Raw genomic sequence first — 12,307 nt, 5'->3', positions numbered from 1 at the left:
ATGGCTGACCTATCCTTGCTCCCATATGATGGGTCAGACCATATTAAATCAGGATTTTTATTTTGTTAGCATGGTAAATATTATAGAGATAAGTACTTTCGATAGGTGACAATAATATGGAATGCGAGATCTGATGATTGAGTGAATTTCAACGCAGTTTCTTATTATAACATGATTAGTACAAATTATATAATTAGCCATGAATCTATCTTTTTTTTGATTTGTAAAAATTAAATGAATTCATAAGATCTGGTGTTTCTATTTTTGATTTTTTGAATCTATCCATTTGCTCCTCATTGAATTTATGAGGAATCCCTTTCACGCATAAATTAGAGTTCAAATAAACATGATCGTCTTCTGTATTGCGAATTAGAATTCCCTTTTCAAATAACTCTTTGAATGCTCTCGAAACATTAGATTTTTGTAGTCCTAAATCTTTTGCTACTCTTGATTGAGAGAAGTTAACAAGAATATTACCATAGTCAATAATTGAAAAAAGATAAATAATTATTCGAAAAGAAGTTGGTGTTAGCTTCATTTTTGCCAGAGTGCCGATATTAGTTTTAAAAATCATGGAAAAATCATCCTTAAAGGAAGTTTTCCTTTTATTACTGGCTTTAATTCTAAGTTCTTCTAAATCGTCTAATGATACGTCTAATGCTTCTGCAATCGCGGATTTTTGTTCTCTGGTTAGAATAACATTTGTATTTATCATATTATCTCCTTTTGTTGTTTATCTGATAATATATATTGCATATTTTATTTAATTGTCAAATTTTTATTCATAAAAACATAAATTATTTTATCTATATTGATATGTAGAGTATTAAATTAAATACTATGGGTGGTAGATTTAATGTTTCAGGTTATGAAATAAATAAATTTACTTCATGGAAGTTATTACCGCTCATCCGATGTAATGTTATGATTTACTTAGTTTTATTTTATTTGTCTTTCGCAAGATAAAAGATAAATAAAGAAATAAGAAACCATAGCATTATAATACTAATTGGAACTGCCATATTGTCTTGCTTGATTCCATATTGAATATACCCATTATGCTTATGTGTATAAATGTCATGAAGTCTGCGCAACTTCAGTGTTGCGCCATTGGACTTCGGTTATCATTATTTTTTTGGACTAAATGTAAATAATTACGCCATATACAGATATCTGGAGTTAAATAATGAGCAAGGTTGTCGCAGAAGAGCTTAGATATCAGAATAACTGAAAATCATTGTGTTACATGATTATAAAAACCGGCTTTCGCCGAAAACCTCTGGGAAATTATTTCTACTTCAGCGAGTGAGTGCTTTGTGCACTCAGCGGTGCTGCAAGAAAGTCCGTAGAGAAGTATAAACCAATATCTTCGTATCAGTATACGGGGCGTAAGCCAGTGCGAAGCACTTTGTCATAAAGATCCGTAGAAGGTTTTTTATTAATTGGTTTTAAATTCGATTAAAGGAAGATTGTTATTTAACTTACATATATTATTGTTTTGTTTCCAAAAAGTAAGATGATAATTATTTCTCATTGGTAATGATAAAAAAAATTTTTGTTTTAGGTGTTGATTTTTTATGTTGGCATGATAGTACTTGATTATAAAACTAAAAAAGGATCAAGCTATGTGTAATAACATTACTCTTTCGCAGGAAGAAAAATTTATCCAGTTGATTGATAAATATATCACTCAGCATCGTGATGATGCTATTAATGCTGTGTTTTACCGAAAGCTGTATGTGCTTTTCGTCGGATATCACCTTAAATATTATTACTCACGTAAGCAATACTGTAACTCGTGTTTTCATGTCGATAATATTATGCAGATGTTCACAGGTGTAGTTTCATCACTCAGGGCTAATGTGCTAATAAAGCTCAACAACAGCCATACGATGCTTTATTGCTTGAATGGGCTTGTGGATTATATTTCTGGTAACCTCATGGAGGTTGAACAACTCTATGCAGATTTGCTGGCACAGTATGAAAGGAAGAGCATTTCACATTCATTGAATTACGTACCACCACCTATAGGTGGCAGGAAAAGGCTATGAGGATAAGGTGATGTGCTTTATGCACACTATTCAGTTCGTGGCACGGTGAGATATGTGGGTAAGAAAAAGCAGGAGTTGGTTATCCAGGATCCTGCCTGCGGGGATAATTTTCTGGAATTTTACTTATCTACGATCTGCCAGCCATCATCCGTTTTGACCATTGTGACAGCTGCGGTGGCCTTGTCGTTATTGACAACAACCGTCACATTACATTTATAGCTTTTATCCGATACTTTCACACAGTCATGCTTTTTGACTGATTTTAATTCCCGCAGTGCGTCTTTTGGGACATCTTTACCGGCTATGGATGTGACGATGGCATTCGTCTGCTCCACGACCTTATTCATTGCATTATAAAGTTCTTGCTCGGAGGGCTCATTATTACAGCCACTCAGTAAAAAAATTGAGGCAATGAGTGTAGTAATTGCATATGTTTTCATAAAATAACTCCAGACGGTAGAGTGCGTTATTGAATAAGACTGGTTTTCATCTTGCTGTTATTTTCTGAGAGCGTCCACTTTCTGACCGTTTCGTCTTTAAATTCGATTTCGAGTCTTTTTGCCTGTGTCTGTGAACCACCCGTCAGTAATCCAACGATCGGGATGAATGTGGTGGCGTCAAACTGATTGTTATTCATAAAGTAAGTCCATTCTTCATTACCGTTATCAAGAGTGGTTCTTGTATCTGGCTCGCCCAGGAGGGCGGTGATTTCTGATTTCGTTGTCTTATTTTTAGTAATTTGCGACTGTAGACTTTGTGATGTTTCGTTTTTAAGATGTTGATTGCCTGATGTTGAGCAACCAGAAGTAAAGGAAACGGAAATAAAAAATACAGAAGCAATAAGTCTGTTCATAAGCTCTCTCATTTTAATGTTTTATGCAGTGCAGAATTAATTTCGTTGAATAAAAACAACTCTGTTTGCATATGTCTTTTTAATTATACAGATAAGAATAATGATGCTGGCAAAAAACGTAATGACTGAAACAGAAGTGCTATCGGTCAATGAAAATACTAACCATGCGAGACCGAAGGCCACGAATTGAAACAGGAAGGCCACACTGAGCGGACTTTCACCATAGGCCACTTTTGCATGGCATCCGGTGCATATTTTTACGCCGTGGGGACTTTCTTTAAAACAAAAGGGGCACTGAACAGTTTGCTTACTCATTGCAACTCCCTGACCTGATTTAAGGCGATGTCTTTTTGAGCATTTTCAATGAATGAACTGCTTTAGTAAAATTGCTTGTACCGATCGATGGATTCCTGTTGATAGTTTTTATCTATCGTAAATGAATTATCGATCTATATAAACGATCAATAATTTCTTGACTAAATTGTAAAAATGAACTATTTGAATGTGGTTTGTAGTTGGATCCTTTGCTAACCAATTGTTCTGAATGTATTTCATCGCCAGGTTCAGGAGAGGAGGTAAGTAAGTGAAGATGATAGATTTGTCTAAAGGGACGAGAGGTCGCATACAACACAGAACTACCCAACTGTCTGATCAGTTGTATGAGCCTGCTAAGAAATGGAAGCCACACCTGGAAGTGGGATTGGTGTTGTCTGGATATCTGATGGGCCGTAAAGCGTAGTTTTTGGTTCAATTGGATGGTATGGGCAAGTTCATTCTCCCTTTCATTTCTGACTTGCTCGTTGAGTTGCAGTAGTTTATCGAGAATAGTTTCTCTGCTGGGACGTTGTGCTTCTGGCTGTTTACAAGGAGCAGGAGCAAACTTAGATCCTGTATTAAGTAGTTTTACATGTCCAGGCGAGTAATCAATAAGTGTCTGAATATTTGACCAGGCATACCTTTTCCCAAGCTGTGAAGCCTTGAAGGCAATCCCCCGAAATTCAAATGAAAAACCATTCATTTTGCCCGTCGAAGCAATGTTGGGCTGGCAGGTTACACCCACTTGTTCCAGTTGCTTAATGAACGATAACAAATCTGGGCGATTGGCTAACACATTATCGATGCAAGTTTGCAAAGCGACTTTTGGGCAGGGAGTTGCCGTTCGTTCAGAGAGCATCTTTTCGTTGCGCGAAAGCTTCTTTATGCCCTGAGCTCGTCGGTTTGAAGTAGTCGCTGTTTCTGTGAGACCATGTATTCTTTCCAGCTCACTGATAATTCGAGTGCTGATAAGGTTCTCATTTTTTCCCAGATACAACTTTCCGTCAGTAATATCGATACGACTGGCAATAATGTGAATATGCTGTCCAGCCTTATCATTATGAAGAACATAGCAACGAAGATGTGTATCAGTAAAACCCATACGGGACATATAGTCGTCGGCTACGGTTGCCCATTGTGCTTCTGACAATTTTTCTCCATGCGGTAAGCGAAGAGAATTGTGCCATACTGGTTTTTTGATATCCGGTCGTAAAATTTTTGTTTGCCCAAACTCGCGGATAAGGTCGACGATATTGTTACCGGCCATATTGCCACCAATAACCCTGGGATCAGTTTTATGGTGTGAAGCCGGTTCAAGTGCATAGACAACTACTCCTGTAAATTGCTTACCTCTCTTGATTTTCTGCATACCTTTCATTTGTATTACTCCAAAAAGTTGAGGGAAGTAGAAGAGTGCGAAGTGTCTGCACCTGCCGTTTAATTACATGCATTCCTGTCATTGTTGGATCGCTGTCAGGACTTTTACCATCGAGGTATGTCAGCAGGCGATTTAAATCTTGTGAAAGGCGACCAAGCTCTACCCATGCACTTTTATTAATCGCTGGTAATACCAAAGGAAGTTTATTCAGCGAAGCCATCCTGAGCCATTCTCCTTTTTTATAGGAACCTCTTTTTTCTTCCAGAATAGATAATTCATTTTCATTTAATCTGACACTTACACAGTATGATCTGATTTCATTCTCTGGTAGCCGTTCAGTATGAAATTTTCCCCTTCTCGATGTTTTTGTTAAATCAGGCTGTTGTTTTTGAGGATTATAATGCATATAAATACCTAAATTTTAATTGTGTCATGAACCATATATAAAAGATAATAATAAAACGTCAAGTGTGTAATGTTGTAAATATAATGTTTGGTAAGCCGGATTTTATAAAATGTAAGTTTTATTTGTCATGCGGAAGTGATTATTTCTAACAGGAGTGTCGCTGTCATTCCAATTTTGTAATGTGCACAAACTGGTTGATATTTTCATGTTTTATAATATAATTTTTATAGAGTAATATGAGATGGATTTAGAAGGAAGAACAATGAAAAAAGACATTAAAGAAATGGAAAGGATGATTGATATCATTAATGCATGTTCTATGGACATAAATTCATATGGTGATATATCTTATAATTTGTTAGTGCATAAAGAAATTTCTTCGAGCGATTTATTTAAAAAAATTAATACAATATTGAATGCTCGGATACATCTTAAAAAGAAAAATACATTTTATGTAGAACCATCTACTGGGAAGAATTTATCTGACTTGTTAAGTGAAGATGATTTAGATAATATTGCTTTTTTGGCAGAAAAGATAACTCATTTACCTGTACGTGGCCGATTATATGATGTGTTGTGGCTTTATAAGAAACCAAGGCAACGTAATTTTGCTTCAGAGGCATTAAATGCTTTTTCATCCTTAGATATCAAGGAAGATAATTGGTATGGATACGTAAAGGATGTTTTCTACAGAGCTCTTTATTTACCAAAGTTCACTCAAGAGTTCTCGGCGTATGATGTGATTGAATCAAAAATAATGACTTGTTTTCATGAGGCTAATAATCCCTACTTGTTCTGTGAAATGGCGGATATAATAACATCAAATAGCATCAAAAATGAAGATGATGTCTTAATCAATAAAGTAATAAGGACATTTATCTATAAATCAAAAAAATCAAAAGACTATGTGTCTGCTTATCGTTGTCTAACAATATTATATGAGCGGTATAAAAATGATATCTTCCAAGGAAATGGTGATCATAAATGCCAATTAGTGAATTTATACCATGCCAGATTGTTAGATGAAGAAGGAAGGGAGTATCAAGGCCTGCATGCAGTAAATTGCTTTAATGAATCCTTGAAAAAATATAAAGCATCAAAAATTACACTTCGTGGGATCTTTGATGTAGATGAAGCTATTACAGCATTAAAAGCTATGATTAGAAAAGAAGGTAAACATGCCTATGAGTCTATGGCAATAATAAAAACAGAACCATTAGACATTTCCGTTGAAGTAAATCGAGCTATAGAACTTGTTTCAGAACAAAAGGATATAATTCATTCTCTTTACAATTTTTGTTTTATTGCCCATCCAGTCAATAAAAAAAGAATGATTAAAGATGCGGTTGAAAGTATTAGGAATCACCCATTTCAAAGTATATTTCCTTCCATAGTAACTGATAGAGATGGCAGAGTTCTTGCTAAAACAAACGGTGTTGAAATTGATGAATTGAAAGATGAGGATTATAGCTTAGAGAATATTATAATTCCATTATCACAAGGTTTTTCAATATATATATCGCTACAAATACAGGCAAGAATTGCTCCTGCACTTAAACAAATTTGTGAAGAGTATTATATTGATTATAAAGTTATTAAAGATCTTTGCGAACATTGTGGATTTATACCCGATAGTAAAATAGCCCTTTTCTCGCAAGCCCTGCATTTTGGCTTTGAGTACAATTTTTCTGCATCAGTGCACCTATTGGCCCCTCTTTTAGAAGATATAATTAGAAAGATACTTTATGATCAAGGTGAATACTCTGCAATTATAGATATGAATGCAAAAAGCACTGAAGTATCTATATCAACTCTTTTAGATAAACCAAAAGCTAAGGAAGTTTTTGACGAGAATTTCCTTTTTGAGTTAAAAATGCTGTTAACTAATAACATTGGCTCTAATCTGAGAAATGCAGTAGCACACGGGTTATTAGATGACGATACTGCCAGTGGGGGGGATGTTGTTTATCTCTGGTGGAGAATATTAAGATGGGTAATGCTATCTGTCGTGATTGGTCATAATGAATATCAGGAACTAAAAAATGCTCCTGTCATTGAGGAATCTGAATGATCAACAGTTAAATTTTATGTTTATATTAATATTAACCTAAGTTAAATATAGATGGCTATTGTTAAAGCGGTAGCCATATTTATGTGATTTTGATGGTTGGCTATAGTTTGGTTGACTTTTAATTATTTAGTTAACTGGTTATTGAAGGCGTTTATTTTATTATGGGCTGTAGTATTAAGTAATTAGAATGTCGGATATGTGGCTATTCTTCCTTTTCCAACCAAAGGGCGGAAAAGCAAGGTCAACCCGAAGAAGCATACGCAGTAGCTTCGTAGGGTTAGCCCTTGCTTATCTTATAATTGGCATTACTCATTAAAGAACAATAAGATCTTCGCTTGCACAAGCGAAGCTATAATATAAATCTGGCGATTAATTATTATAAAAATATTTAACCAAAACCTATTGACATAAATAAAAAATAAGTTATTTATTAAGTATGCCATAAATAAAAGAGTTTTTATGTCATACGTCTCCTGCACAATGTGCAGTTAATATACTACTTGCCCCATATATGGGGATATTGGAAAGGTTACTTTGTTTTGAAGTAGCCTTTCGTCCGTCAAGGCTCACCATCGCTTCTTGCTCCTACCGAAGCCAGCCAAGTCGAAGAACTTTTTCTATCTGAAGCGACTTCGAACACCCGGTTAAAGTCCAAAAAATGTATCTCATACGTAGACCAAAGAAAATTACAAGATAATTACTGTATGTTTTTCATGGCATTAGGATGGTTTCTCAGGTACTGCTGCATCATCGGGGTGTGGGCGTCAAGATTCTCTAGTGTACTCATCAGTTTTTGCTGTCCATTTTCTGAAGTTTTAATGAGTTAGCGGAGTTTATTGTTTTCATGACGTCGCGCTATCGCTCATCGGTTCCCGTGAAACTGTGCATTTCTGTTTATTGACTCATGAGCCGCATGATAACGGAGTCTTCAGGTCAGGAAAACAAGAAGCAGCGGCGGTATGCCGGAGGAGGAGGTCGCAGCGGAAAAAGGCTATACTGGCGAATGCAGGTCGATGGTGTAGACGGGGAGACATCCGTTTTCACCGGCGTCGTACGCCTCGCGTTATTTCCCTTATTCCGTCTACTTTTCACCGTTGCGTGTAGCAGAAAAGGGGCTTTGTTAATAAAATGTGATCTGTGTTACAATTCTCTTACCATCAACATCTTTCGTTTATCCTCTATTAATTACCTTTCGTAATTTGTTTTTAGGATATATCTCAGCATTCTGCGAGTTAATTTCCTATGGTGGCATTGTTCGCGAGGTTAAATCTTTTTTTAATTCCTTTGTAAATGTATCTCTTTTTACCTAAAAAATGATTTGTTAGTATTTTTGTCGACCAGGGGATCTGGCTTTAATTAAATTATTAATATTAATTAATAGTCTAATTATTGAAACGGATTTTTCGGTGATGCGGAGGGCTGCAAATTGTTATGAGAGTATAACTCAGCAATTTTATAGCTCCTTACTCTTTAGGATAAAAATTTATAACGCAGGAATTTTCTATGAAACTGAATAAAGTTGCTATGGCTGTGGCATTAACTGCTGCTCTCGGCTCAATGTCTGCACTGGCTGATACCACTAATGGTCAGATTGAGCTTCAGGGTGAGCTGGTGAATACCGCGTGTGGTTTAGCGCCGTCGTCCAGCCCGGTAACCGTTGATTTTGGTCAGGTTCCAGTTTCCCTGCTGCAAGGCGGTGGTCAGGCAACTGAAACCAAAAACATCGAGCTGCAATATTGCGATACCACCATCGCCAGCAGCGCCGTTGTTTCCTATACCCCGACTTCGGTTAACCCGAACGATCCTACTCTGGCTGCCTTTACTTCTGGTACCGCATCTGGTGCAGGTATCGGCCTGAAAGATAGCGCTAGCCAGACTGTGACCTGGGGCGCGCAGACCACGCCGGTCACCCTGGTCGATGGTACTAACACCATTCCTTTCGTGGCCTTCCTGAAAGCGGAAGCGGCAGCGAGCGGTTCTACCACTACCGTAACCGCGGGTGCATTCCAGTCAACGATCAATTTCACTATCGATTATCAATAATCGATTTTGAGTTATCGCTCGCGGGGAGGTTCCTCCCCGCGATATTGGATGGTGTACCCGATAATATGGAATTCTGAGTATGGTTAAGGATACAGAGAAAAAGAGACTGATGGCGCTATTCGTATCGGTATTACTCTTTTCCGGACATGCTTCGAGTACTAATTTTACGCCCGGACAGCTGGCGCTTTCGGGGGAGCTGGTTGCAGCCGCCTGCGATATTGATCCCAGCTCGCGGGAGCTATGGGTGGATTTCGGCAACATATCCGCTCGCGATATTAATATGGATCAAGAAGGTAAGCTCGTCCGGCCTTTTCTGGTGCGCTTAGTGGGCTGCGCGTCTTACGGCAGTGAAAATCAATCAACGCCCGGTGCTTATGCCACGATTACTTTTACCGGCAATGCGTCATCGCAGGACCCGACCGTATTAATTCCGGATGGGGAAGGAAAGGGGTTTGGTATACAGATTCGCGATCGCCGTGGGGAAGTTTTAACTTTTGGAGAACCCTCTTCGGGATATCTGCTAAGTGATGAGAATAATACGCTGAAATTCACCGCTTCGCTGGTTCCGGTTCAGCAACATATTAAGGCTGGGGATTTTTACGCCGTCACTCGTTTTTATATGGATTACAACTAGACGCAAGCCAGCTATTGCTGTTGTAGCTTGTTTACCGCGCACGATATTTTACTGAATGATTCGGGATGAATAGTCATGTCAGCAGAACTAAAAATAAAAATAATCCTCTCTCAGATGCTTTTTTTCTGCTGTGCTTCTATGGCTTGTGCCTCAACCGACGTGGAATTCAATACCGACGTACTGGATGCCGCCGATCGCGACAATATCGATTTAACCCGTTTCGCCACCGACAACTATGTCCCGCCGGGCGAGTACTTATTAGATATTAAAATAAATGGCCAGGCGGTGGGGCAGCAAAAGGTTCGTTATCTGGCTTCTAAGGACCAGAAGCATACCCAGGCCTGCATTAACGGCGAAATTCTTGCCAGATTGGCGTTGAAAGAAGAAGCGCAGAAAAAGGTCGCACAGCCGTTTGCCGATTGCTATGACCTGCTGAGCCTTCCTGGCGCTACGCTCAGCAACTACGCCGGGGTGCTGGACATCACCGTCCCGCAGGCGTGGATGAAATACAACGATCCGAACTGGACGCCGCCGGAGCGCTGGGACCAGGGCATAGGTGGGTTTTTGCTCGACTACAGTCTGACCGGGCAATATACCCGCCAGCTTGATATGCATGAAGATTACACCACCCTGAGCGGATACGGCCAGACCGGGTTTAACCTCGGCGGCTGGCGTTTGCGCGGCGAATATCAGACCAGCTATTACAGCGCGACGCATCAATTTGATTTCGACATGAATCAGATCTACGCCTACCGTCCGCTGCCGATGATGGCGGCAAAGCTGACGGCGGGGGAGATCTACCTTGATTCTCAGGTCTTCGACACCGTGCGCTTTACCGGGCTTAATCTCGCCAGCGATGAGCGTCAGCTGCCGCCAAACCTGCAGGGCTACGCGCCGGAAATTCGCGGCCTGGCCAAGACCAACGCCAAAGTGACGGTGAAGCAGAGCGGGCGCATTATTTATGAAACGACGGTTCCCGCCGGGCCGTTTAACATTCAGGATTTACGCAGCTCGGTGCGCGGTACGCTGGATGTTCAGGTGGAGGAGCAGGACGGTTCCATTTCGACGTTCCAGGTTAACACCGCCAACATTCCTTACCTTACGCGTCCCGGCTACGTGCGTTACAACGTGGCTGTCGGCGCGCCGTCCCGCTATAACCATAAAATTCAGGGGCCAGGTTTCGCTTCCGGTGATTTCTCCTGGGGGATAACCAACGCCTGGTCGCTGTACGGTGGTTTACAAAGCGCAGGGGCGGAATATACCGCGGTCTCCGCCGGTATTGGCCGCGATCTCAGCGTACTGGGCGCGCTCTCGCTGGACGCCACCGAATCCTACAGCCAGCAGTCAAACCAGAAGCGGCTTAAAGGCACCTCGTTTAAGCTGAGCTATGCGAAAACGTTCGACGAATATAACAGTTCAATTACCTTCGCCGGCTATCGCTTCTCTCAGGAAGATTTCCGCTCTTTCTCGCAATACCTCAACGAGCGTTACGAGGGTTACGACAGCCTTGGCCGTGAAAAAGAAGTCTATACCATCACCGGGAATAAAACGTTCTGGGCCGATGAGCCAGGCAAAGCGACTACCGTCTTTCTGACCTATACCCACCAGAATTACTGGAATCGAAGCAGCCAGGATCGCTACGGCATCTCGTTAGGGCGCTCGTTTAACGTCGGTAATATTCGCGGGATCACCACCAATATTTCGGCCTACCGTTCCGATTACGAAGGGCGTAAAGACGACTCTATTGCTTTCTCGCTTTCCATTCCCGTTGGCGATAGCAAATGGAGCGGTCTCGATGTACAGACCAATAACGGCAAAACCAGCCCGATGCTCTCGTACACCGACAGCAGCGACTACAACAACCTGTGGCGACTGCGTGCCGGGGCGAGCCAGAGCGGCTATGCCAACGTCGACGGCTACTATCAGCGCCGCTCGCAGTATGCCGAAATCAACAGCAACGCCAGCTATCAGCAGGATCACTACGTTTCCCTGAGCAGCACCCTGCGCGGCGGCTTTACCGCTACCCGGCACGGGGCGGCGATCCACAACAGCGGCGCGACGCTTAACACGGCGCGCGTGATGGTGAATACCAACGGTATCGGCGACGTTCCGCTCAATGACGGTAAATCAAGAACCAACAATTTCGGCATTGCCGTTATTCCGGACATCGTGAGCTACAACAGCTTTGATACCCGTGTTGATGTCGATGCGATGTCGGAATCCATCGAACCGGCAAAGGCCATCAGCACTGCCACGCTGACCGAAGGCGCCATTGGCTATCAGACCTTTGGCATGGCCAAGGGCGAAAAAATGATGGGGATTATTCGCCTGGCTGACGGTACCTATCCACCGTTCGGCGCGGAGGTTATCAACGGCGATGGCGTGAGCGTCTCCATGATTATGGAAGGTGGCCAGGGATGGCTGGCGGGGGTTAATCCTCAGGAGCTGCTAAGCGTAGTGTGGAGCGGGAAAAAGCAGTGCCAGATTGCCATCCCGCCGACCATCGTGCGTCGTTCGACAGCCGCGCTATTGCCGTGTAAATGACAGTGACAGTAA

Annotated in this window: 11 protein-coding genes; 5 read left to right on the top strand and 6 right to left on the bottom strand. The window is 41.1% G+C overall.

From position 1 onward, the window contains the following. Positions 1–205: 205 nt before the first annotated feature. Entirely contained in the window at positions 206–715 is a 510-nt protein-coding gene (locus BJF97_RS23205; protein ID WP_032694658.1) for a helix-turn-helix domain-containing protein, read from the bottom strand. A gap of 910 nt (positions 716–1,625) precedes the next feature. Between BJF97_RS23205 and BJF97_RS23200 the strand changes: the two genes are divergently transcribed. Next, a complete protein-coding gene (locus BJF97_RS23200) occupies positions 1,626–2,051 on the top strand; it encodes a hypothetical protein (RefSeq protein WP_032694657.1) in 426 nt (141 codons plus the stop codon). A 119-nt stretch (positions 2,052–2,170) separates the two neighbouring features. On the opposite strand, the gene BJF97_RS23195 is transcribed toward BJF97_RS23200, so the two are convergent. From BJF97_RS23195 to BJF97_RS32975, 5 genes are all read right to left on the bottom strand, one after another. Beyond that, entirely contained in the window at positions 2,171–2,491 is a 321-nt protein-coding gene (locus BJF97_RS23195) for a hypothetical protein (protein ID WP_032694656.1), read from the bottom strand. 26 nt (positions 2,492–2,517) lie between these two features. Further along, positions 2,518–2,904, bottom strand: a complete 387-nt coding sequence (bamE, locus tag BJF97_RS23190; protein ID WP_032694655.1) for an outer membrane protein assembly factor BamE domain-containing protein — start codon at positions 2,902–2,904, stop codon at positions 2,518–2,520. Between the two features lie 36 nt (positions 2,905–2,940). Next, complete coding sequence (locus tag BJF97_RS32980; RefSeq protein ID WP_022651757.1) at positions 2,941–3,219, bottom strand: hypothetical protein; 279 nt, start codon at positions 3,217–3,219, stop codon at positions 2,941–2,943. 112 nt (positions 3,220–3,331) lie between these two features. Further along, entirely contained in the window at positions 3,332–4,597 is a 1,266-nt protein-coding gene (locus BJF97_RS23185) for a relaxase/mobilization nuclease domain-containing protein (protein ID WP_223240631.1), read from the bottom strand. After that, on the bottom strand, positions 4,566–5,003 hold the full coding sequence (locus BJF97_RS32975; protein WP_071993401.1) for an ATP-binding protein: 438 nt from the start codon (positions 5,001–5,003) through the stop codon (positions 4,566–4,568). The genes BJF97_RS23185 and BJF97_RS32975 overlap by 32 nt, the downstream gene beginning before the upstream one ends. A gap of 262 nt (positions 5,004–5,265) precedes the next feature. On the opposite strand from BJF97_RS32975, the gene BJF97_RS23180 reads away from it, so the two are divergent. From BJF97_RS23180 to BJF97_RS23165, 4 genes are all read left to right on the top strand, one after another. After that, positions 5,266–7,074 carry a DUF4209 domain-containing protein gene (locus BJF97_RS23180; protein ID WP_070083008.1) on the top strand — a complete coding sequence of 603 codons (1,809 nt, stop codon included), beginning with the start codon at positions 5,266–5,268 and terminating at the stop codon, positions 7,072–7,074. Between the two features lie 1,503 nt (positions 7,075–8,577). After that, positions 8,578–9,117 carry a fimbrial protein gene (locus BJF97_RS23175; RefSeq protein ID WP_004124241.1) on the top strand — a complete coding sequence of 180 codons (540 nt, stop codon included), beginning with the start codon at positions 8,578–8,580 and terminating at the stop codon, positions 9,115–9,117. 79 nt (positions 9,118–9,196) lie between these two features. Further along, positions 9,197–9,751: a fimbrial protein gene (locus BJF97_RS23170; RefSeq protein WP_014226579.1), complete on the top strand. Its 555-nt coding sequence runs from the start codon at positions 9,197–9,199 to the stop codon at positions 9,749–9,751. Positions 9,752–9,826: 75 nt separating this feature from the next. Further along, positions 9,827–12,295 carry a fimbria/pilus outer membrane usher protein gene (locus tag BJF97_RS23165; RefSeq protein WP_014839357.1) on the top strand — a complete coding sequence of 823 codons (2,469 nt, stop codon included), beginning with the start codon at positions 9,827–9,829 and terminating at the stop codon, positions 12,293–12,295. The last annotated feature ends 12 nt before the right edge of the window (positions 12,296–12,307 follow it).

It is taken from the genome of Klebsiella sp. LTGPAF-6F (genome assembly GCF_001753185.1).
GTDB classification, from domain to species: domain Bacteria; phylum Pseudomonadota; class Gammaproteobacteria; order Enterobacterales; family Enterobacteriaceae; genus Klebsiella; species Klebsiella michiganensis.
Note: the sequence above shows the minus strand (reverse complement) of the source record. Positions and strands in the feature narration are given on the sequence as shown.

Bases quoted from the DNA above. Each gene is read 5' to 3' on its own strand.
- BJF97_RS23185 (WP_223240631.1), bottom strand. From the start codon at position 4,597: ATGAAAGGTATGCAGAAAATCAAGAGAGGTAAGCAATTTACAGGAGTA.
- BJF97_RS23180 (WP_070083008.1), top strand. From the start codon at position 5,266: ATGAAAAAAGACATTAAAGAAATGGAAAGGATGATTGATATCATTAAT.
- BJF97_RS23175 (WP_004124241.1), top strand. From the start codon at position 8,578: ATGAAACTGAATAAAGTTGCTATGGCTGTGGCATTAACTGCTGCTCTC.
- BJF97_RS32980 (WP_022651757.1), bottom strand. From the start codon at position 3,219: ATGAGTAAGCAAACTGTTCAGTGCCCCTTTTGTTTTAAAGAAAGTCCC.
- bamE (WP_032694655.1), bottom strand. From the start codon at position 2,904: ATGAACAGACTTATTGCTTCTGTATTTTTTATTTCCGTTTCCTTTACT.
- BJF97_RS23195 (WP_032694656.1), bottom strand. From the start codon at position 2,491: ATGAAAACATATGCAATTACTACACTCATTGCCTCAATTTTTTTACTG.
- BJF97_RS23165 (WP_014839357.1), top strand. From the start codon at position 9,827: ATGTCAGCAGAACTAAAAATAAAAATAATCCTCTCTCAGATGCTTTTT.
- BJF97_RS32975 (WP_071993401.1), bottom strand. From the start codon at position 5,003: ATGCATTATAATCCTCAAAAACAACAGCCTGATTTAACAAAAACATCG.
- BJF97_RS23200 (WP_032694657.1), top strand. From the start codon at position 1,626: ATGTGTAATAACATTACTCTTTCGCAGGAAGAAAAATTTATCCAGTTG.
- BJF97_RS23205 (WP_032694658.1), bottom strand. From the start codon at position 715: ATGATAAATACAAATGTTATTCTAACCAGAGAACAAAAATCCGCGATT.
- BJF97_RS23170 (WP_014226579.1), top strand. From the start codon at position 9,197: ATGGTTAAGGATACAGAGAAAAAGAGACTGATGGCGCTATTCGTATCG.